The organism is Ktedonobacterales bacterium, assembly GCA_036557285.1.
Taxonomy (GTDB): Bacteria; Chloroflexota; Ktedonobacteria; order Ktedonobacterales; family DATBGS01; genus DATBHW01.
In genome coordinates this window covers 1-21,222 of record DATBHW010000076.1, presented here as the reverse complement: position 1 = coordinate 21,222, position 21,222 = coordinate 1, and the positions used below count along the sequence as shown (strand labels likewise).

At 57.2% G+C, this 21,222-nt stretch carries 22 protein-coding genes; 19 read left to right on the top strand and 3 right to left on the bottom strand.

Going from position 1 to position 21,222, the window contains the following annotated elements; all coding sequences use genetic code 11:
• The first annotated feature begins 3 nt into the window (after positions 1 to 3).
• The 8 genes from VH599_20565 (at position 4) to VH599_20530 (ending at position 7,752) form a co-directional block, all read left to right on the top strand.
• The gene (locus VH599_20565) at positions 4 to 1,668 is read left to right on the top strand and encodes a peptide ABC transporter substrate-binding protein (protein ID HEY7350715.1); all 1,665 of its coding nucleotides are present in this window, start codon (positions 4 to 6) and stop codon (positions 1,666 to 1,668) included.
• A 219-nt stretch (positions 1,669 to 1,887) separates the two neighbouring features.
• The gene (locus tag VH599_20560) at positions 1,888 to 2,835 is read left to right on the top strand and encodes an ABC transporter permease (protein HEY7350714.1); all 948 of its coding nucleotides are present in this window, start codon (positions 1,888 to 1,890) and stop codon (positions 2,833 to 2,835) included.
• Positions 2,836 to 2,906: 71 nt separating this feature from the next.
• Positions 2,907 to 3,986 (top strand): ABC transporter permease, encoded by a 1,080-nt coding sequence (locus tag VH599_20555; protein HEY7350713.1) that lies wholly within the window; start codon positions 2,907 to 2,909, stop codon positions 3,984 to 3,986.
• Positions 3,987 to 4,018: 32 nt separating this feature from the next.
• Positions 4,019 to 4,990 (top strand): ABC transporter ATP-binding protein, encoded by a 972-nt coding sequence (locus VH599_20550; GenBank protein HEY7350712.1) that lies wholly within the window; start codon positions 4,019 to 4,021, stop codon positions 4,988 to 4,990.
• Positions 4,991 to 5,010: 20 nt separating this feature from the next.
• Positions 5,011 to 6,009 carry a dipeptide ABC transporter ATP-binding protein gene (locus VH599_20545; GenBank protein HEY7350711.1) on the top strand — a complete coding sequence of 333 codons (999 nt, stop codon included), beginning with the start codon at positions 5,011 to 5,013 and terminating at the stop codon, positions 6,007 to 6,009.
• Positions 6,010 to 6,030: 21 nt separating this feature from the next.
• Positions 6,031 to 6,867 carry an alpha/beta hydrolase gene (locus tag VH599_20540; protein HEY7350710.1) on the top strand — a complete coding sequence of 279 codons (837 nt, stop codon included), beginning with the start codon at positions 6,031 to 6,033 and terminating at the stop codon, positions 6,865 to 6,867.
• A gap of 21 nt (positions 6,868 to 6,888) precedes the next feature.
• Positions 6,889 to 7,245, top strand: a complete 357-nt coding sequence (locus VH599_20535) for a DUF983 domain-containing protein (protein ID HEY7350709.1) — start codon at positions 6,889 to 6,891, stop codon at positions 7,243 to 7,245.
• Between the two features lie 105 nt (positions 7,246 to 7,350).
• The gene (locus tag VH599_20530; protein HEY7350708.1) at positions 7,351 to 7,752 is read left to right on the top strand and encodes a plastocyanin/azurin family copper-binding protein; all 402 of its coding nucleotides are present in this window, start codon (positions 7,351 to 7,353) and stop codon (positions 7,750 to 7,752) included.
• Between the two features lie 128 nt (positions 7,753 to 7,880).
• Here the strand turns inward: VH599_20530 and VH599_20525 are convergent, their stop codons facing one another.
• The 3 genes from VH599_20525 to VH599_20515 form a co-directional block, all read right to left on the bottom strand.
• On the bottom strand, positions 7,881 to 8,501 hold the full coding sequence (locus tag VH599_20525; GenBank protein HEY7350707.1) for an SCO family protein: 621 nt from the start codon (positions 8,499 to 8,501) through the stop codon (positions 7,881 to 7,883).
• Positions 8,502 to 8,519: 18 nt separating this feature from the next.
• Complete coding sequence (locus VH599_20520) at positions 8,520 to 10,394, bottom strand: heme o synthase (protein HEY7350706.1); 1,875 nt, start codon at positions 10,392 to 10,394, stop codon at positions 8,520 to 8,522.
• A gap of 342 nt (positions 10,395 to 10,736) precedes the next feature.
• Positions 10,737 to 11,033, bottom strand: a complete 297-nt coding sequence (locus tag VH599_20515) for a hypothetical protein (GenBank protein HEY7350705.1) — start codon at positions 11,031 to 11,033, stop codon at positions 10,737 to 10,739.
• Between the two features lie 250 nt (positions 11,034 to 11,283).
• Here VH599_20515 and coxB point away from each other — a divergent pair, with 250 nt between their 5' ends.
• From coxB to VH599_20460, 11 genes are all read left to right on the top strand, one after another.
• On the top strand, positions 11,284 to 12,486 hold the full coding sequence (coxB, locus tag VH599_20510; protein ID HEY7350704.1) for a cytochrome c oxidase subunit II: 1,203 nt from the start codon (positions 11,284 to 11,286) through the stop codon (positions 12,484 to 12,486).
• Between the two features lie 109 nt (positions 12,487 to 12,595).
• The gene (gene ctaD / locus VH599_20505) at positions 12,596 to 14,293 is read left to right on the top strand and encodes a cytochrome c oxidase subunit I (GenBank protein ID HEY7350703.1); all 1,698 of its coding nucleotides are present in this window, start codon (positions 12,596 to 12,598) and stop codon (positions 14,291 to 14,293) included.
• Positions 14,294 to 14,366: 73 nt separating this feature from the next.
• On the top strand, positions 14,367 to 14,660 hold the full coding sequence (locus VH599_20500) for a cytochrome c oxidase subunit 4 (GenBank protein ID HEY7350702.1): 294 nt from the start codon (positions 14,367 to 14,369) through the stop codon (positions 14,658 to 14,660).
• A 14-nt stretch (positions 14,661 to 14,674) separates the two neighbouring features.
• Complete coding sequence (locus VH599_20495; GenBank protein HEY7350701.1) at positions 14,675 to 15,286, top strand: cytochrome c oxidase subunit 3; 612 nt, start codon at positions 14,675 to 14,677, stop codon at positions 15,284 to 15,286.
• Positions 15,287 to 15,412: 126 nt separating this feature from the next.
• A complete protein-coding gene (locus VH599_20490; GenBank protein ID HEY7350700.1) occupies positions 15,413 to 15,823 on the top strand; it encodes a hypothetical protein in 411 nt (136 codons plus the stop codon).
• A 120-nt stretch (positions 15,824 to 15,943) separates the two neighbouring features.
• A complete protein-coding gene (locus VH599_20485; GenBank protein HEY7350699.1) occupies positions 15,944 to 16,375 on the top strand; it encodes a DUF3054 domain-containing protein in 432 nt (143 codons plus the stop codon).
• A 170-nt stretch (positions 16,376 to 16,545) separates the two neighbouring features.
• Positions 16,546 to 18,453, top strand: a complete 1,908-nt coding sequence (locus VH599_20480; GenBank protein HEY7350698.1) for a response regulator — start codon at positions 16,546 to 16,548, stop codon at positions 18,451 to 18,453.
• A gap of 161 nt (positions 18,454 to 18,614) precedes the next feature.
• On the top strand, positions 18,615 to 19,313 hold the full coding sequence (locus tag VH599_20475) for a response regulator (GenBank protein HEY7350697.1): 699 nt from the start codon (positions 18,615 to 18,617) through the stop codon (positions 19,311 to 19,313).
• An 18-nt stretch (positions 19,314 to 19,331) separates the two neighbouring features.
• Positions 19,332 to 19,931 carry a TlpA disulfide reductase family protein gene (locus VH599_20470; GenBank protein ID HEY7350696.1) on the top strand — a complete coding sequence of 200 codons (600 nt, stop codon included), beginning with the start codon at positions 19,332 to 19,334 and terminating at the stop codon, positions 19,929 to 19,931.
• Positions 19,932 to 19,984: 53 nt separating this feature from the next.
• Positions 19,985 to 20,749 carry a cytochrome c biogenesis protein CcdA gene (locus tag VH599_20465; protein ID HEY7350695.1) on the top strand — a complete coding sequence of 255 codons (765 nt, stop codon included), beginning with the start codon at positions 19,985 to 19,987 and terminating at the stop codon, positions 20,747 to 20,749.
• 80 nt (positions 20,750 to 20,829) lie between these two features.
• Complete coding sequence (locus VH599_20460) at positions 20,830 to 21,060, top strand: hypothetical protein (protein HEY7350694.1); 231 nt, start codon at positions 20,830 to 20,832, stop codon at positions 21,058 to 21,060.
• The last annotated feature ends 162 nt before the right edge of the window (positions 21,061 to 21,222 follow it).

Genomic DNA, 21,222 nt, shown 5'->3' with positions numbered 1-21,222 from the left:
CTCATGCGGAAGAAAATGTTTATTGTCTCTCAGGCGCTCCTCTTTATGGGAGTGCTTGGCATTGTCTTCGCGGGCTGCGGGACGCCGCAAGGCTCTGACCTTGCAGATAAGCAGATATTCACGTACCCCATCGTGGCGTCGCAGGATGTCAAGACGCTCGACCCCGCGTTAATCACAGACCTGTACTCTGCTCAGGTGATTAGCCTGATAGGAAGTGGCCTGGTGTCGCTCGATCCCAAGACACTTGCGGTGAAGCCAAACCTCGCCAGCAGTTGGGATGTCTCAGCGGATGGCAAGAGCTACACCTTCCACATTCGCCCCAACCTCAAGTTCTCCAACGGTGATCCGCTGACGGCAAATGATTTTGCCTATGCCATTGACCGCGCGTTTGGTCCAGACATATTCGGTACGTCGTATACGCCGGACTACTACCTGGGCGGTCAGGGTGGTATCAATGCCGGGATCGTTGGTGGCGAAGATCGCGGCAACGGCAAAATCCCCTCAATGATCGGCCAGGGGCTGGTGGTCGTCAATGACACGACCCTCCAGATCAACATTACTGGCCCGGCCCTCTGGTTCCTGGAAGCCCTGACCTATCCCGTCAGCTATCCAGTTGACAAGAAAGTCGTCGATCAGTTTGGCGCGTCCTGGTGGGATGGACACTTTGTAGGCGCAGGCCCCTTCGAACTCAAGTCCTTCCAGCATAAGGTGAAACTGGTCGCGGTGCCGAACCCCAACTGGTGGGGCGACAAGCCCACGTTGACCGAAGTTGACATGCCGATTATTGCCGACTCCACCACATCGTGGAACAACTTCCAGGCCAACCAGGTTGATGTTTCCCCTGTTCCCGCGGCAGACTACAACATTGCCAAGGCGTATGGCCCCAGCAGGTTCTACGAAGGCCCGTCGCTGTCGGTTGGCTATGTTGCCCCCAACAGCAAGGTCGCTCCCTTCGATAACGTGACGGTGCGCCAGGCGTTCGCGGAATCCGTTGACCGCGATAAGCTTGCCAACCAGGTTCTTTCGGGCGCGAGCCTCCCATCCAATCATATCGTCCCGCAAGGCATGCCGGGGTACAATGCGAATCTGAAGGGCCTGCCCTTCGATCCAAATGATGCCAAGGCCAAGCTGCTTTCGGTCTATCCTGATGTGAGCAAGATGCCAGCAGTCACGCTGGAGTATTCGAAGAGTGTGACTGGTGACAAGCTGTACGCAGCCATGCAGCAGGACTGGCAGACCTACCTGGGCGTGCATGTGAACCTGAACGCGGTAGACTTCGGACAACTGCTCAATGATGTCGGCAGCAAGAACGCTGCGGGCATTTACCCGAATCAGTTCTACGCGCTCGGCTGGATCGCTGACTATCCTGATCCGCAGGACTTCATGGATCTGGTGATCAGCACTTCGAGCAACAACAACATGAACTTCAGCAACACTGATGTAGACGGACTGGTTGCGAAGGGCGATTCAGGGCTGGATGCCAACGCGCGCCTCGGTTTCTACAATCAGGCTGAAGAGATTGCTGTCCAGCAAGTGGCCTGGATTCCCATCACGCAGGGCAAGACCATCTATGTCTTCCAGAAGTGGGTGTCGGGCTACAACGTGTCTGCTCAGGGGACGACCCCTGACATTGCCTGGTCGTCTGTCAAGATTCTGAAGCATTCCTGATATTGCCTGGTCGTCTGTCAAGATTCTGAAGCATTGATGCGCAGGGTCTGAAGGCGTAGACACTCGTTGTAACAGTCTCTTGCGCTATTGGGCGCTGTGGAGTATTATCTCTCCAGCGCCCAATAGCTACCCCCCTTAAAGGCGTTCACACGGAATCTGAGGATGTTCACGCAGTAACCTGGAAATCTCGCGGCTCTTCCTGACGGAAGGAGGCTTCCCTTGGTACAATTCATTATCAAACGTGTGATAGGCTTGATTTTTGTAGTGTTTGGGGTCTCGTTTGTCACCTTCATCATGGGGTATCTTGCGCCAGGCGATCCCATCATTGGCTTGTGCGGCGTCCATTGTACTGGCGGTATCCATGAAAGGCTGCTCCACACCTACGGGCTTGACGTACCCTGGTACCAACAATATTGGAACTACATCACCCACGCGCTGCGTGGTGACTTTGGCCTTTCCTTTGAGAATCTGGGCCAGAAAGTGACCAGTTATATTGGCCCCCCATTGCTGGTTTCCGTGCAGCTAGGACTCATGGCTTTTGCCTTGACGCTGCTGGTGGGCATTCCGGTGGGCATCTTCGCGGCGCTGCGCCGCAACACCTGGATGGACACCGCCAGCATGGGTGTGATGCTCTTCCTGTTTGCGCTGCCCACGTTTGTACTCATCCCCCTCTACCAATTGCTGATGGTGCTCTTTGTCCAGAAGTTCGGCATGGAGAGTCCGCCGCTGCCCATCTCTGGCTGGGAGGGTGGACCGGAATATAAAATCGTGCCTGTAGTGGTCCTGGCGGCAGTTGGTATGGGATTCTTTGCGCGGCTGACCCGTACCGTCATGTTGGAGGTGCTGGGCCAGGATTACGTGCGTACCGCGCGCTCCAAGGGGCTGCGCGAGCGAGTCGTGATCTATACGCACGCGCTGCGCAACGCGATGATTCCTCTGCTGACGGTCATTGGCCCATCACTGGCCTTTATTGTCACCGGGGCTTTTATCACCGAGTTGTTGATGTCTGTGCCGGGCATCGGCTTTATCACCATCAATTCGATCTCGACCCGCGACTGGCCGGTGGTGCAGGCAACAGTGATGCTGCTGGCGCTGACAGTCGTGGTGATGAACTTCCTCACGGATATTGCCTATAGCATTGTCGATCCGCGCATCCGGCTTTCGTGATGGCGCCCCCGATTGTGTCGTTCTCTGGCTACCTAACGGTTACGTTGCTAGCTTAAAGGGAGGTTGCCCTGATGGATCTGCAAAAGAGTTCTGAACATGAGATCCAGGAGCCGATGGCGGCTGGCCTTTTTCAGATCGAACTGGAAGTGCCTGCGGTCCTTGAGGAAACTGGGGCCAAAGGGCCAGCAGTTTCGCCGCTCCGTGAATCACTGAGGCGCTTGCGGCGCGATAAGCGTGCCATGACCTCGGTGTTCGTCCTGGGTGTTGTTTTCTTTATCTCCATAGTCTTTCCCCCCATTTACGAGCATGTCGGTCAGACCTTTGAGCTTCACCCGGCTCCTGGGTTTGTGGTGTCCCTCCCCTCCACGCTGTATCACAGCCCGGACTATCAAGACGCTACGCGCCTGATCAACATGCCCAACGGGATGCACTGGCTGGGGACCGATGATGCCGGCCAGGATATTCTGGCGCGGCTGCTCAAAGGCTGGCAGGTCTCAATATTCGTTGCGATAGCTGTTGAGATACAGGATATTCTCTTCGGCGTCTTCTTTGGCGTCCTGGCCGGCTATTTTGGCGGCATGGTTGATACGATCCTCGCCCGCTTCACGGACCTGATGTTCGCGTTCCCTGGCCTGCTCTTTGTCATTCTGGTTACGGCCATTTTTGGGCAGCCATTTCAGCTTCAGACTGAAAAGATTTTCGGTCATGGGTTTGCTCCGTATGGGAGGATAGTGCTGGCGGCGCTGGTCATCGGATTCATCGTCTGGCCTCAAATGGCTCGCTTCATGCGCGGTCAGACGCTGCAACTCAAAGAACAGCAGTTCATTGAAGCCGCGCGCACGAATGGGTCGAGCAATTTCAAGATCATCAGGCGCCACATCCTGCCAAATATTGCCAGCCTGGTTATCGTTGTCTCCACGCTGAACATGGCCGCGACGGTAGTCGCCGAAGGCGCGCTGAGCCTGCTTGGCCTGGGTGTGCAGCGTCCGGGGTCCAGCCTGGGACTGATGATCTTCCAGTATTCAAGCTATCTCCAGGCGTTCCCCTTTGAGATCATATGGCCGATCCTTGCTCTGGTCATCCTGGTGCTTTCCTTCTCCTTCATTGGCGATGGTTTGCGCGATGCCTTTGACCCACGCTCAAAAGATTAACAACCACTGGGTACGAAGATTGAGGAATTGTGATGCAGAAGCTCTTGGAGGTGAAAAACCTCAAGACAAATTTCTACACCCGTGGCGGTGTGGTCAAGGCCGTTGACGGAGTGAGTTTTCACATCAAAGAGGGGGAAACCCTTGGCATTGTGGGCGAGAGCGGCTCAGGGAAGAGCGTGACCGCCCTCTCCGTCATGCGCCTGGTTGCCAGCCCGCCAGGGAAGATAGAGGCCGGGAGCGAGATCGTCTTTGGTGGCGATAACATCATGGAACTGACGGAGGACGAATTACACGAACTCCGTGGCGGCAAAATCTCGATGATTTTCCAGGATCCGATGACCTCGCTCAACCCGGTCTTTTCGGTGGGCTTCCAGATCTCTGAGTCGGTAAAGACCCATCTTAAGCTGACCGGCAAGGCCGCCGAGGCTCGGACGCTGGAGATGATGGAGCGCGTGCGCATTCCTGACGCGCGCCGACGCTTGAAGAGCTACCCGCATGAGTTCAGTGGTGGCATGCGTCAGCGTGTCATGATTGCCATCGCGCTCTCTTGCAATCCCCAATTGTTGATTGCCGATGAGCCGACAACCGCGCTGGATGTGACGATTCAGGCGCAGATTCTTGACCTGATGAGAGCACTCAGCAAAGAGTTCCAGACGGCGGTGATGCTCATTACCCACGATCTGGGTGTCGTTGCGGGGATGTGCCAACGGGTCGTAGTGATGTACGCCGGGCGGGTAATGGAAGAAGCGCCAACCTCACAACTGTTCGCCAGGCCCGCCCACCCTTATACGAAGGCGCTCTTGCAGTCCATCCCACGTCTGGTGGACGACAAAAAAGAGCGCCTTGCTCCTATTAAGGGGCAGCCGCCTGATCTGGTGAACCTGCCCCCTGGGTGTCCCTTCGCACCGCGCTGCGCCAAAGTGCAGGACCGCTGCCAGGTGGAGACACCACCTCTGGAAGAGGTGGCTGACAATCAAATGGCCGCCTGCTTCTATCCGTTTTAATCAGCGAGAGGAGCGCCCAGATGGAGAAGACTCTTGAAGTTGCAGCGGGTACCACGCTGCTGGAAGTCAAAGATTTGAAGGTCTATTTTCCTGTGCGTGGCGGGTTGCTGGGAAGGACAAGCGCCAATGTCAAAGCGGTGGATGGGGTGGACATGACGGTCAAGCAAGGGGAGACGTTAGGGTTGGTTGGTGAAAGCGGCTGTGGCAAATCAACCACCGGGCGCGCTATCCTGCAATTGATTAAGCCAACGGCTGGCTCTGTTCGCTTTAAAAATCAAGAGCTAACAAGCCTGAAAGCGAACAGGGTTCGCCAGATGCGCGCCGATATGCAAATGATCTTTCAAGACCCCTATGGCTCGCTTGACCCCCGCTTTACTGTCGGAGAGCTTGTCGCTGAGCCTCTCCAAAACTTCCAGTCTGGCTCAAGGACAGACATCCGCCGCCGGGTTGAGGAACTGCTTGAAGTGGTGGGCCTCAATCCCAAATATATCAACCGCTTCCCCCATGAGTTCAGCGGCGGCCAGCGTCAGCGTATTGGTATCGCCCGCGCGCTGGCGTTGAATCCAGCATTTGTGGTCTGTGATGAGCCGGTCAGCGCCCTGGATGTCTCGATTCAGGCGCAGGTGCTGAACCTTTTGCAAGACCTGCAAGAGCGTTTCGGCCTGACGTATCTCTTCATCGCGCACAATCTTTCTGTGGTCAGATATATCAGTGACCGCGTCGCGGTGATGTATCTGGGGCGAGTCGTTGAAGTGGCAGAACGCGATGCGCTCTATGAAAAGCCGCTGCACCCCTATACCCAGGCGCTGCTTTCAGCGATTCCGGTCCCCGATCCAGAGATCGAAAGCCAGCGCCAGCGGATTATTCTGGAGGGCGACGTACCCAGCCCACTCAATCCGCCCAGTGGCTGCCCATTTCACCCGCGCTGCTGGAAAGCGCAGCAGATTTGCCGCACTGAGGTACCGCGTCTGGAGCGCAAAGACAGCGAACATCTGGCCGCCTGCTTTTTCCCAGGATAACCGAAGGAGAAGTATGCTGCTGTGCAAGAGCATCGCATAGTCGTCAACGGGACTGAACTCTTCTACGCTGAAGAAGGAAATGGGCCGCCGTGTGTGTTTTTACATGGTGGCCCAGGGCTGGATCATCAGGAATTCGTTCCCTGGCTCTCGCCCCTGGCGACCAGCGCCCGGCTGATCTACCTCGATCACCGGGGGAATGGACGTTCACAGCGTATTGCGCCAGAGCAGTTTACGACGGCTGCGGTGGTGGAGGATGTCGAGGCGCTGCGCCTGGCGCTTGGGTTCGAGCAGATGGCTGTCCTGGGTCATTCGTTTGGCGGATTTATCGCTCTCAGCTACGCTCTGGCCCACCCTTCGTCTGTTTCGCGCCTGATTGTTAGCTGCTCCGCGCCCAGTTACGATATTGGGGCGGAAGTAGAAGAACAACTGGCCGCTTTTGGTGATCCGAAAGTCGAAGCTGCTTTTGCCCGCGAAAATGAGATACAATCTGATGAAGATATGCGGGCGATCATCCTCGATGAACTGCCATTCTACTTTGCTACGTATCCTGATGAGATCAGGCGCGTGGCTGAAGATTGGGCGGAGCGCACGCGCTATTCTGCGGCCCTTTCAAGCTGGTGGAGTGTCAATCAGATGCCGCTCTATGACGTGCGCCCGCGTCTAGGCGAGGCTCGTATGCCTACGCTTATTCTGGCCGGGAGGCATGACCGCGTGTGCAGCCTGAACCCGGCGCAAATAATGCTCCAGGGTATCCCTGGAGCACGGCTGGTTATCTTTGAGCACAGCGGCCATATGCCTCAGATGGAGGAATCAGATCGCTATATCCAGGCGGTACGGGACTTTTTGACAGGGACGTAACACAGAGGGGGAAAGGCGGTCTTGCTCAAAGAAAGCCTCATCTTATTTTGGCGGGGAATATGCCTGGCCTGCCCGGTCTGTGGTGAAGGTCGAATTTTTTCTGGCTGGTTCAAGATGCATGACGACTGTCCTGTCTGCGGCTTTCATTTCGAGCGCGAAGAAGGCTATTTTACCGGCGCGATGGCCGTCAATCTGGTTGCTACCGAACTGCTGCTGGCGGCTGTTGCTATCCCGCTGGCCCTTCTGCCTGGAATGTCACTTCTCCTGTTTGTACTGGTTGGTGGCGCGTTAGCTATCCTCCTGCCGCTCCTCTTTTATCGCCACTCCAAGGGACTCTGGATGAGCCTCGATCACATCTTCCACCCTGTTGAGGATTGAAGCCAAATCACTTTTGGCGGCCCAGCCTGTATCCCATGCCGTATGAGATTGCAGGGATTGATTTTTGAGGGCAATCCCATGTTTATCGAAAGGGTGTGATTTCCTGTGAAAAAAGTAGCTCTTCTCGCTCTGCTTGCTCTGGCTGTCTCTCTGCTTGCAGCTTGTGGCGGCTCTGACAATAGCGGCAATACTGGCAACAATGGCGGTTCCAACACTATTACGATGGGTGTGCAGACGTTCAGCACAAACTCGATTACGATTACCAAAGGCAGCACGATTACCTTTACGAACGACCCGAACAGCGGCACAGAGCATATTCTGCTGATTGGAACCCAGGGTACCCCTGCTACTAACGAAACAGGCGCGCCTGACTTTGGCGCAAACGGCCAGACTATCCAGGTGGGGAAAAGCTTCACGACAGGAGCCTGGAACACTGCCGGTACCTTTCATGTCACCTGCGCCCTTCATCCGACAACGATGAATCTGACTGTCACTGTACCCGGCTAGACCGCAACTCTAGCAGGAAGAAGGCCACCCAGCCGCTCTATCTGGCTGGGTGGCCTTCTTACACTTGTAGCGCCGCCGTCCCCGGCGGCTAATCGCTCGCCGCCTGGAAGGGACGCGCGAGCGACAGGTTATGACTCCTTCAGAAGCGTCTGGAGATTGCTTGCCAGGACATTTGGGTCAAAATCTTCGGAAAGAAAGACACGTTCATGCCCCTGCTTATCAATCAGATAGATGGCAACGGTATGTTCGACCGTATTCTTATCGGTAGTTGTGGGCGTTGTAGGCGCGGCGAAGACATGGTAAGCCGACCAGATGGGCGTAAGCTGGGCGCTGCTCCCAACCAGAAAGTGCCACTGATTGAGCAGGTGATGAACCTGCGAGAACTGATAGGCTGATTGTGTCGTATCGTTTTGAGGATCGGTGCTGACAGCAATGACACTCACTTTGGAGCTATCGGCCCCCAGCTTTTCCAGTGAAAGGTGCAGCTTATCTGCGATGAGCGGGCAGGTGTCGGGGCAGTGGGTGTAGAGGAAGGTCAGCACGACGGGATGCCCGCGAAACTGGGAAAGCGAGACCGGATCGCCGAACTGATCGCTCAGGCGGAAATCGGGCGCGTTGACGCCGCCCAGATCGGTCCCCTGAAGAGTCGGCTGGTTGTTCGAGGAGCCATGCGTAATGATGACGATGACGATGATGACGAGGATCGCCGAAACAAGAACCGAGAGACGGGAAGCAAGACGCCAGCTCATGATGTTCCTCGCGGTGGGTCAGGTAAGAACGCGATCAATGACCATCAGGGCAAACAACAATGCCAGGTAACAGTTCGAATACCAGAACAGCGTGCGCGCCCAGCGTTTGGTTTCATCGCGCAGTACGCGGATAGCCAGGTACAGAAATCCCGCGCCCAGCGAGATAGCCGAGGCGAGATAGAGATAGCCCATTTCACGGGTTGAGAAGAGGACAAGCGTCACCGCGATCAGCAGCAGGGTATAGAGGACAATCTGGCGTTTGGTTTCTTTCTCGCCCAGCACCACCGGCATCATAGGAATATGCGCCCGCGCGTAATCGTTTTTGATAAGCAGCGCCAGGGTCCAGAAATGCGGCGGCGTCCAATAGAAGATGATGGCAAAGAGCCAGAGGGCAGGCAAGCCAACCGAGTTTGTGACGGCAGCCCAGCCGACGAGCGGAGGAACTGCGCCTGCTGCCCCGCCGATGACAATATTCTGGGTGGAATTGCGCTTGAGCCAGAGCGTGTACACCAGAATGTAAAAGACGATGCCTGAGAAAGCCAGCAGGGCGCTCAGCAGATTGACGAACAGCGCCAGGTCTACAAAAGAGATCACGGCCAGCGCCGCGCCAAAGATGAGGGCATGCGCGGGCGGGATGCGCCCGGCGGGGAGCGATCTGCGTTTTGTGCGGCTCATTATCTGATCGATGTCACGATCAAAATAGCAGTTCATCGCGTTGGCGCTGCCTGCCGCGCAGGCTCCACCAAACAGGGTGGCAATGACCAGTTGCCAGGGCGGGAAGCCACCCTGAGCAATTGCCATTGAAGCGAGCGTCACACCGAGCAGTAACACGGTGACATGCGGCTTTATCAGGTTGAGGTAGCCGCTCAGGAGCAGTTTCAAGGAGCCTGCCTCGCCTGCCGCTTCCGGCGCGGCTACCGCTGCATCTGCTGGCGCGCGTACCCACTCTTTTTCGGGGGCGGGCTGCCCGGATGGCGACTCTGCGTCGGTCTTTGCGGGCAGGTCACGATAGGCCACAGCCGCCAGAGCAGCCATAGCTCCCCAGACGGCGGTAGCAAACGCCAGATGGAAACCCTGCGCCGCTTCATATCCGCCCTCTACTGCGTGGGAGCCGAGCAGAACCATCGCCGCGCCAACCGCGACCTGAATGACGAAGAAGACCGCTGCAGCAAGGGCAATGGCGGCCAGTTTGGGCGCTTCGCGCCTGCGCCGCCAGGCATAGATGATCGTGGCGATAATAAAGAGGCCAACGAAGCTGGCAAAAAAGCGATGGAAGAGGTTAATCACGACCAGCGACACCACCGAGCCAGGGATGTCTTCGCGCCCGCACAGCGGCCAGCCAGGGCAGACCAGATCGGCGCTGTTGCCGCGCACATTCGAGCCGCTGAGCAGCAGCAGGTACGTCAGGATGGCGGTTGTCAGGGCCAGGCGTGCGAAGCGTCGGGCGCTCTGGAAGTTGCCTACAACGGGGGTATTCTGGCGCAGCAGCACCGCCGCGATGATGAGCGTGGCGAAGAGCGCCAGGGCCGTACCCAGATGCGCGGTGACGATGTTTTCGGGCAGATCATTGAGAACGGTAATCCCCCCCAGCACGACCTGAACGGCAAGCAGCCCAACGGCAATCAGTGCGGGGATGACATAGCGCCGCCGTCGCGCCCAGATCAGCACCGCCAGGGCCAGCGCGATAACGAGGAAGCTGACCACAGAGGCGGTCAGCCGGTGGGAGTATTCAATCAGCGTATGTTCATCGAAGCTGGGGATCAGGCTCCCGTGGCAGGTCGGCCAATCGGGGCAGCCTTCGCCGGAGCCGGTGATGCGCACAAGCCCGCCGACAAGCACCAGAAAGTACGTAAAGCCAACAGTCACCCAGCCCAGACGGCGTAGTCGGGTCATGCTCATTCCCTCGTAATATAATAACGATAGCCTTATAACATGCCGGATTGTCCCACCTACCCCTGACACCCACCTTGCAATGCTCCAGTCTCTACCTTACAAAAGCCTGAACATCTGCGCGCCCGTGCAGCCGCTATAATGCGCGATGCGCCAGTTGCGACATTCTGACGCAGACGCTATAGTACGAGTATCAGACCTGCGCGCAGGTCGTTTTCCAGAGAGGAAGCGTGTGGCCCGTTGAGGAAGCATTACGGCTGGGGGCCAGCGGTGAAGCGCGGCCAGATCGCCGCTTTTCTGAGCGGTACGGCTGTCATGTTTCTGGCACCAGCGACGAATACCTCTTCAGCACTCGTCTTGCTGCGATTCGCTCATCACCGCGCGTGGCTCATTGGCGGAGGCGTCGTGAGCGGCTGAATCGGCCTGCGCCTGCCGTGCTGTCCGTCGCTTGAAATAGTAATAGAGGAAGACGCCGCCAGCGATCAGCAGCAGATAACAGCCCCACAGGAACGCAAACGAATAGTCTTTGAAGAACAAGCCGACCCCCCCTGGCGCTCTGGTGAGGAAGGAGAGCAGCAAGAGCGGCGTTATCAGAGCGGGGAAGAGAAATAAAATGAGACTGATGGCAACTTTTCCCTGCATGGTGTCATATCCTTGATTCTGGCTGAAAGAGGTTTTTGTCTGTGCAGTGTTTACTATATCAGGGGCCGATCAGGATCGCAATCTCAGCTATTTAGCTCGCCTTTTCTTGAAGCTTCTGCTGTGTTCAGGGCTTTGTAAGGGGTTCTGGCATCCCTGCAAGCCAAATGTTAGCAGTTCACATTAGAATAGCCGCGTAATAGCGGGAGAAGTCTGTCCCTTTTAGAATACGTTGTGGAAGGCAGGTCCCAGGGTGCGAAGATTCTCGCCTGATGGGTTAGTTCCGAGCAGGCTGATGCGCTGGCTGCTGCCGGTGCTGCTTGGCCTGTGTCTGCTCATAGTAGCTGGCTGTAGCGTTGGTAACTCCAACACGCTGAATCCGCAAGGGCCGGTTGCGCTTAAAGAATCCGGTCTCTTCTGGTTTATTCTGGTTGTGGCAACCATCGTGTTTGTCCTCGTGGAAGCGGCTCTGATCTATTCCGTCTTTCGCTTCCGCGCCCGCCCCGATTCGCCAGAGCCGCGCCAGATTCACGGCAACACCAAGCTGGAAATCTGGTGGACGATTGTACCCTCATTGATTCTCTTTCTGGTGTTGGGCCTGACGGTGCAAACGCTCTTTAATATTCAGGAACCGGCCAGCAACCCCAATAACCCCACCATGTCTGTCAACGTGTATGGGCATCAGTGGTGGTGGGAGTTCCGCTATTACGATAACGCGAACGATGCGCTCACCAATGCCGAAACGCCGCACGCCAATCCTACCGATGACTCGCCCAAACCAACCGTTGTGACTGCCGATGAACTGGTCGTGCCAGTAGGGACGACGGTGCATCTCAATCTGGTCTCGGATAACGTCATTCACAGCTTCTGGATACCCCAGCTTACCGGCAAGACGGATGTGATTCCCGGCCATACCAATCATATGTGGTTCCAGGCCGATACGCTTGGAACGTATCAGGGGGCTTGCGCGGAGTTCTGCGGCGACCAGCACGCGCATATGCGCTTTGAGGTGGTCGTCAAGCAGCAAGGCACAGGCGCAAACAGCTTCGGCGAGTGGAGTCTCGCCCAGCAGGCTCCAGCAGTTGACCCTGAGAGCAGCCAGCCGACGGCCCGCAAGTGCGCCGATGGCGATCCTGGCGGCAGCAATCAGGCGCTGAGGGGGAAATACCTCTTCTACTGCGCAACCTTTGCGAATAATACTGCCTGCATCCAATGCCACTCGATCTACGGAAGCAATTATGGTGGCATCGTCGCGCAGGGCATCGTCGGGCCAAACCTGACGCACTTTGGCAGCCGCGATTTGATTGCCGGTGGCGTCGCGCCAAATACGCCAGATGGCCTTACCCAATGGCTCACCAATCCGCAAAACCTCAAACCGGGGAACGATATGCCCGATCTGGGCCTGACCCCCGATCAGGTTGCGGCGCTGGTCGCCTACCTTGACAGTCTAAAATAGACAGTCTGAGATAGCAGAACGTTTGCAAAACCATCTGGCGCCGATGCGCTCCAGATGGGCGCTGATATATCTTTGAGCGAACACTAGCAGAGCGTTGGAGGAGACACTTATGGCGATCCAGGGAGGAATAGCCGTTCCGCAGAGAAAGGAACGCATATTCTCGGCCCGACGCTTCAGTCAGACCCCTGTTGGGGCGTGGCTCACCACGATTGACCATAAGAAGATCGGTGTCATGTATATGATGACCGGCTTCCTCTTCTTTCTGGTCGGCGGGAGTGAGGCGCTGTTGATCCGCACGCAGCTTGCTGAACCGAACAATACGGTACTCAGCCCCAATCTCTACAACCAGATTTTCACGATGCACGGGACCACGATGATCTTCCTGTTCGTGATGCCGTTCTTGACGGGCCTGGGCAACTATATTGTGCCGCTGATGATTGGCGCGCGCGATATGGCGTTTCCGCGCCTGAATGCGCTGGGCCTGTGGTTGGTCGTGTTTGCTGGCGTCTTTATGAATATCAGCTTCATCGCGGGTGGCGCGCCTGATGCTGGCTGGTTCAGTTACGCGCCGCTGACGGAAAACATCCCCTGCGGCTCCCGTCCGGGTCTCTGTTCGCCAGGCACGAATATGGACTTCTGGATTCTGGGTATTCAGATTCTAGGCGTGGCCTCCATCGTGGGCGCGCTCAATTTCGTGGTAACGATTCTGCGCCTGCGCGCGCCGGGCATGACGATTAACCGCATGCCGCTCTTCACCTGGATGACGCTGATTACCTCCTTCCTCCTGCTCTTTGCGATCCCCAGCCTGACGGCAGCCAGCGCGTTCCTGTTCTTGGACCGCCACCTGGGTACGCACTTCTACCAATTCGCTTTTGGCGGCGACCCGCTGCTCTGGCAGCATCTCTTCTGGTCGTTCGGCCACCCGGAGGTCTATATTCTCATCTTACCGGCTTTCGGCATCGTCTCAGAGGTGCTGCCGGTCTTCTCGCGTAAGCCGATTTTCGGATACACCTTCGTGGCGTGGTCAGGGATCGCTATTGGTTTCCTGAGCTTCACCGTCTGGGCGCACCATATGTTTGCGACAGGTCTGCCGATCAGCGCCCAAACTTTCTTTGCCACCAGCACGACGCTGATCGCTATTCCTACGGCGGTCAAGATATTCAACTGGGTGGGGACGGTCTACGGCGGCAAAATCCATCTCACGACAGCCATGTACTTTGCCGTCGGGTTTGTGGCGATGTTCCTGATCGGCGGTCTGAACGGCGCGGCGCTCGCCATTGTGCCGTTTGACTATCAGGTCACAGACAGCTACTTTGTCATTGCCCATCTGCACTATGTTCTCTTCGGCGGGACGGTAATGGGCGTCTTCTCCGCGCTGTTCTACTGGTTCCCCAAGATGAGCGGTAAGCTGCTGAACGAGAAGCTGGGCAAGGTTCAGTTCTGGTTCTTCATCGTTGGCCTGAACCTGGCGTTCTTCCCGATGCACCTGCTGGGCCTGCTGGGGATGCCGCGCCGCATCTATACCTACGCCTCGAATCCCCCCTGGGATGAATTGAACTTGTTCTCGACTATCGGCGCGTTTGTTATTGCCATAGGGGTGCTGATCTTCATCACCAACTTCTTCCTGAGCATGCGCGGCCCCAAGACGGCTGGGGATGATCCGTGGGATGCCTTTACACTGGAGTGGATGACGACCTCGCCGCCGGCTGAATACAACTTCAAGACGATCCCGACAGTGCGCAGCCGACGCCCGTTCTATGACAAGAAGAACCCGGAGAATGCCGATTGGCGAAAACGTTCCCATTAGGCGATTGGTCGGGTATAATAGAATCAGGGCAAACCCCGGCGTCCGTTATGCCCTTATCAGGAGGTGTATAGCCTTGTCACAAGAACATGCTCAACAAGTCAGCGATACTGCTGAACAAGAAGATACAGTGACTCCGGCTGGCTCATATGGGGCAGCCAAACACCACGACGCGGAAGAGGAGCATATCCATCTGCCCGGCCCCAGCTATTGGCCGATCCTGCTGGCGGCTGCGATGGCGCTCACGATGGTTGGGCTGCTGATTGATATTAGCCTTGCTGCTGTCGGGCTGCTGCTCGCCTTCATCTTTGGCATAGGCTGGGGAATGAATTGGGGGCTGGAGGGCCATCAAGAAGCACACGTAGAATAGAGGAATAGCGCGTTATGAGCATTGCCCATAAAGAACAGCCCATTGGTGTGAGCGGCGAGGCTGCCCACGAGACAGGGCGAAGCCTTGGCTGGTGGGGCATGGTCTTCTTTATCGCTTCCGAAGCCCTGCTTTTTGCTAATCTGATTGCTGGTTATCTTTACCTCCGCGTGCGGGCAGGCACCTGGCCGCCCCCTGGCGGGCCAGAGTTGGAAAGTGTTTTTAGAAATCCGGTGCCGCTCATCAACACGGTCATCCTGCTCGGCAGCAGCATCCCGATGATTTTTGCGGGGAGGGCTATTCGCAGAGGTCATCTGCGGAATGTCCCCTGGCTTATTCTGACAACGATTGTCATGGGTTCGACCTTTCTGAGCTTGCAGGCGGTAGAATATATCAACAACGGTTTTAGCATCGGGGATGGTCTGGTAGGTTCGACATTCTATACCCTGACCGGCTTTCACGGCGCGCACGTGACGGTTGGCGTGATTTTCCTGCTGGTCAACTTCTTCCGCGCGCTGCGGGGGCAACTCTCCAAAGAGAAGCACTTTTCGCTCCAGGCAGGCGAGATGTATTGGCACTTTGTTGATGTTGTCTGGATTGCTCTGTTCAGTCTTGTATATCTGCTCTAGCAGGCCAGCGATAGTCCTGGCCTGTTGAATGCGAGTCCATACAGAGAGGGTACTTCTTTGTATGGCGTCAGCGCGAAATGGCGTTTCAGGCACAGCTCGCCAGGGCTGAGAAGGACAGGCCAGCAGATGGATCAAGAGATTTCAGGCAGCGCCAACCAGACTATTGCAGCCGACGCGGCGAAGAACGACGGATCGAGTGATGCGGTGATTCGCTGCGCGATCTGCCGCAAGCGCATTTGGGCTGGCGCGCTCACGCTTCAAGACCCAGATGAGGCTCCAGCGCCTCAACAGTCCTGGGTACTCTGCAAGCCCTGCCACGCTGCGGTGCTGGCGGAACTTGAGCGTTCGCCGCTGCGCAGCCCCATGCGGATGCGCGTGGCGATTGGGCTGGTGGCCTCCGAACGCTGGCCCCGCGCAAAACGCTCCAATGCTGATCGGGAAGACCGGCTTTGGATAACGTTTCTCTACTGGGGATTTGCCGGGGCAATGCTGTTCCATCTGGCGCTTATCGTTTTGCTGGCGCAGCTTGCCAAATGATGGCGCGGCGCATCAAGATTGCTCGATGCCAGTTTCACACGGCGAGGGAGGCTCAGACCTTTCTCGCCGTGTTTTCTGTGTAAAGGAAAGCCGCTCACTTCCTGCTGAGAGGAGCCTGCGATGGCCTCCAAAAAACAAATCTTGCCGCTCACAAGCGCCGGACACCTCTGGCGGTTGGTCGGTTTAATTGTTGGCGATGTCTGTATGTTCCTGATCTTTGCTGGGGTTGGCCGCGCCAGCCATCATGAGGCGGCAGGGCTTGATGCGTTTCTGCTGATCGTGCAAACGGCTGCGCCTTTTGCCATTGGCTGGTTTGTGGTCGCACCGTTCTTTGGCGTCTATCGGGAATCTGTCGCAGCCAGCGCCCGCACGATGCTGGCGCGAACGGCGCTGGCCTGGGTCTGTGCCTGGCCGGTGGGGCTGCTGCTGCGCTGGCTTTTTACACAGCAGGCTCCGCCAATCAGCTTTGCGATAGTTGTATTGATCGCCAATCTGCTCTTTCTGAGCGTCTGGCGTGGCCTGTTTGCGCTGCTGGCGCATCGCAGCCGCTAGGAAGCGTTCCGCCGGACCTTCTTCCTACTGCAAGGCGCTCCTGGCCGGGCTGACCTATAGTATGGAGGGGTAATATTTGTTGCCCCGGCTGTGCAGATGATAAAATCATATAGTCCTCTTTATCATCTTAGCCTATTCTCTTATTGCTATATATCAATCAGGAGCTAGTTATGGAGACCGCTTTCGGGGGAAGGAGATCAAGAACTCAGGCGTCGGAGAGCGTACTCGCGCAGCTTCCCCAGGAGCATCAGGTTCTTGCCAGCGTCACCAGCAATATGACGAGCGGCTTTGTGCTGCTGGACCGCCGGGAGCGCATTACCTTCGCCAACGCGCGCGCGGAGGATTTGCTGGGCCTGGAAGCAGGCGCGCTGATTGATCGCCCGGCGTTTGATTTTCGCAAGCAATTGCTTTCCCTGGCGGCTGATCCGTATCTGGCCGAAGAGGAGCTTGGTCGGGTCTGGGCCAGTGATGAGGAAGTGGTCGCTGATCTGGCGCTGGCGCACGCGGCGGTTCGCTGGCTGCGGGTGCGCAGTTTTCCGGTGCGCGATGTGCCCGGCGATCTGCTGGGCTGGGGCATGTTGCTGGATGATGTGACGCTGGAGCGCGCTTCAGAGAAGGTGAAGGCTGAGGCGCTGGCGCTGGCCGCTCACGCGCTCAAAACGCCCCTGGCGGTGATGAAAGGCTCGGCGACGACGCTGCTCGCTCATTCGCTGCGCTGGGATCCAGAGGCTCAGCGCGAGATGCTGCAATTGATTGATGAGCAGTGCGACCAGTTGCACGAACTGGTGAACGGTCTGCTCGATGTCTGGCGCCTGGATGCGGGCTTGCTGCCGATCAATCCAACGCTGATTCACTTGCCGGAACTGCTGGAACCGCTCGTGGATCGCTGGCAAAAGTTTTCCCCTCAACATCGCATAACGCTGGCATTACCTGCTGATCTTCCGTCGCTGATGGCTGATCGAAGCCGACTGGAGCAGGTCTTGAATCATGTGCTGGATAATGCGGTGAAGTATTCGGCGGGCGGTGAAATTGCCATTGAGGCGCTGGCTGGTGAAGAGCGAATTGAAATTACCGTTGCTGATCAGGGGCGTGGTCTTATGCAAGACCACCTGGAGCGCATTTTTGATCGCTTTTATCGTGTTCCTGGTGAGGGCGAGCATATCCCTGGCAGCGGGATGGGGTTAGCCGTCGCCAAAGCGGTGGTTCAGGCGCATGGCGGCAGCATCTGGGCAGCGTCGGCTGGCCCAGGAAAAGGTGCGGTCTTTCATGTAGCCTTACCGCTTGCGGCTCACCGCCTATCAACGGTTTCAGCGCCGATTCGCCCCGCGAGTGGCCCACTGGCCCCCCCCACTGAGAACATACGCCTGAATCGCGCTACTGACCGGCAAACCATCCTCATTGTAGATAACGACCCCGGCATTGTACGCTATGTGCGCGCCAACCTTGAGGCTCAGCATTATCGCGTCTTCTCCGCAGCCGATGGCTCGCAGGCATTCCAGCTTGTCGAGCGCGAGGAGCCTGATCTGATTCTTGTTGAGGCGGGGATGCCAGGCATGGACGGCTTTGATTTGTTGGGGCGCTTGCGTGAGTTTTCAACAGCGCCAGTGGTGATGCTCAGCGCGAGACGCGGAGAAGATGAATGTGTGCGGGCGCTCGATCTGGGCGCGGTAGATTATCTCGGCAAGCCGTTTGGGATGCCAGAACTGCTGGCGCGGGTGCGCGTGGCGCTGCGACGTGGCGGCCAGCCAGAGCAGCGCAGTTCGCAAAGCGCGCTGTTTTCGTCGGGCGATCTCACGATAGATTTTGCTCAACGCCAGGTACGGATGGCCGGACGGGATGTGCAACTGAGCCGGACGGAGTACAAGCTTTTGACGGTGCTTGCGCAGCACGCGGGAATGGTTCTGACTCACGAGTTGCTGCTGGAAAAGGTCTGGGGGCCAGGCTATCACCGCGAGATGGATTTTATCTGGGTCTATATTCGGCGCGTGCGGCGCAAGATCGAACCTGACCCCAGCCAGCCTCGCTACATTCTGACGGTTCCTGGAGTTGGCTATAAGCTGGCTCGCCCTGCACAGTGACTCTGAAAGCGGGACACACGACAGCCGCTTTCAGGTAATTGTAAGGCGTATCCTCAATTTGTCAGTAACTTTGCACAGCGCCTGCCGTATATTTCAGCATGGAAAAGTTCTCCAGGGGTTCGCCTTACCTGGCTTTGCTCCCATCGAAGGGGGACAGCACAATGGAAGCAGCTGATACAAATACTGTTCTCCTGGTAGAGGGAGATACGGCGCTGCGGCGCGTGATTGCGATGGGCTTGCGGCAGCAAGGCATGAGCGTGCTGGAGGCTGCTTCGCCCCAGCAGGCGCGCGCGCTGCTGGACCAGCGTCCATCGCTGCTGGTCGTTGATGTTGACAGCGGCTTTGCCAGTGACCGTATGCTGCTGCCGGACCTGCGGGCTTATGATGGGCTGGCGGCGACGCCTGCCGTCGTTCTGGCCTGGGATTGTTCGCCGGATTTGAGAGAGCAGATGAGCAGCGATGGCGCGGCGGTCTGTCTTGCCAAGCCTTTTGATGCCCGCCGTCTCTTTGCAGAGGCTGAGGCGCTGCTGGAGGCCGCCTTGCAGCGTCGGCGGGTCGAAAGCGTTCTTCTGGCGAGCGTTGAGAGCCTATCCTCCGCAGATGGTCAGAAGTCCGCAGCGGTTGCTGAAATGGCGGCTGAGAAACTCTATGCTCCTGCTTATACCAGGCCGACGGAGACCGATGAAGAAACGCGCACATCAGCGCCGAGTATCTGGCCGATTGTGCTGGCGCTGGGACTGATGATCGCGGTTAGCGGGCTGCTGATTCATCCGGCTCTGGTGGCGCTTGGGATTGGCGTTGTGCTGGTGTCTATGCTCCTGTGGGGATTTGAGCCGGGCGCGAGACCTGGCCCGGCGTGAGAAAGATAGGCCGCGCGTATGCTTGATGAACCAGCACAGACACAGAGCCAGTCGGCAAAGCCGCCACAGAAGAAGCGACGGGCGATTATCACTCTGGTCTTTTTCACTGCCCTGAATATCGTGCTGGTGGGTGTCCTCTGGTCGCGCCTGGCTACCGCGCAGCATATTATCAGCGGAGCAGCGACCATTCCGCTCGTTGGGCATCCCGCGCCTGACTTTACCCTTACCAACTGGAATGACCCGTCGGGGCAGACGATCCAGCTTTCGGGGCTGAAAGGCAAGCCGGTGATCGTCAATTTCTGGGCGTCGTGGTGTCCTCCCTGCAACCAGGAGACGCCTGAGTTTCAGGCGGCCTGGCAGCAGTATCAGGCGGCTGGTGTGGTCTTCATTGGGGTTGATTATCAAGATCAGCAGCAAGCGGCCCGGCAGTTTTTGCAGAAGTATCACGTCACTTACCCCAACGGCCCGGATGCTTCCGGCACGATCAGCGTTGACTTTGGGGTGAGCAACGTTCCGGCAACTGTGTTTATTGATCGCTCAGGTGTCGTCGTGCGCCAGCATCTTGGCCCGGTTGACGCCAAAACGCTGGATGCTGAAATACAACAACTGCTAAAATAGTGTTGTTTCTTCGTTGTATATAGTGGCTGAAGTTCTGAAAGGCAGAGACTGGAGTGCCTATCACTGGTCAACTGAGTTGGGAGGCTGCTCTGGTTGCGTTCGTTGCCGGGGCAGCTTCTTTTTTATCACCCTGTGTCGCTCCGCTGATTCCAGGATACATCACCTATCTGTCGGGGTCTGGCGCAGCGCCAGAAGCGGAGAAGGGGGCATATAAACAACGGCCCTGGTATGGTCGCCCGGCATTGCGCGTGAGCCTGTTGTTTGTGGCTGGCTTTTCTGTGGCGTTTATTGCGCTGGGATTTATGGCGGCGTGGTTTGGCGCGCTGCTCGGAGCCTATCGCCCGGCGCTGGAAGCCGTCACGGGGATTGTGATGATCCTGATGGGGGCGTTTTTACTTGGCCTGCTGCCTCCGGCGTTGATGAATGTGCTGTATCGGGAAAGAAAGCTGCATCTGCGCGGGCGGTGGGTAGGCGGGGCAGCGCCTTTTGGTCTGGGTATTGTTTTCGCGGCTGGCTGGACGCCATGTATTGGCCCGGTACTTGGCTCCATTTTGCTTTACGCTGGCGCTTCGGCCAGTCTGGCGCTTGGGGGCTTCTTGCTGGCGATCTATGCGCTGGGGTTCGCTGTGCCGTTTCTCTTGATTGGTGTTGGTTGGGCGAGTGGGCTGAACGCGCTGGGCTGGACACGCAAGTATGGGCGGGCGGTGTCGCTGGTCAGCGGGGTCGCGCTGATTCTGGTGGGACTCCTCTTTCTCTCAGGCCAGGTATATACCTTTTCTATCTGGGCGCAGCGGGTGATGCCGCCGTTGTTTCAATAAACAACTGACTGGCGCAGCACTTCCTGTAATGGTACTATGTTCACGAAGGATTCATCCTTTTCAATGGAGGCTTAGAAGCAGTGGCCTGGTGTCGTTTTTTCTTTCCCAAGATTGTGACGGCTGATATTGACCCGGAAGACCCAGCAGTCAACGACAACATTCAGTACGCCAAGTGTCTGCGGGGCAAGGTTCTCAAAGATGCGAACGACTGGATTCGTTGTGAACACTTGCCAACTCCTGACTCGGAGTGCTGGCAGGAGGGCGGCAAGGTGATCTTGCCACAGCGCGCGCGCAGCCGCAGCAGTTCGTAGGGAGTGGTTTTCTCTCCCAAGTTATACCAAATCCTGTTAAATAGCAGTGCTATCATGCGAGTTGCGGCCACCAATGGAAGGCGGTGAGGCCACAGATACGCTCAGGGTTTGCCTGAAGCGTCAAGCAGCGGCTGGCTTGGGTCTCGTGCAGGTCGTCCAGGG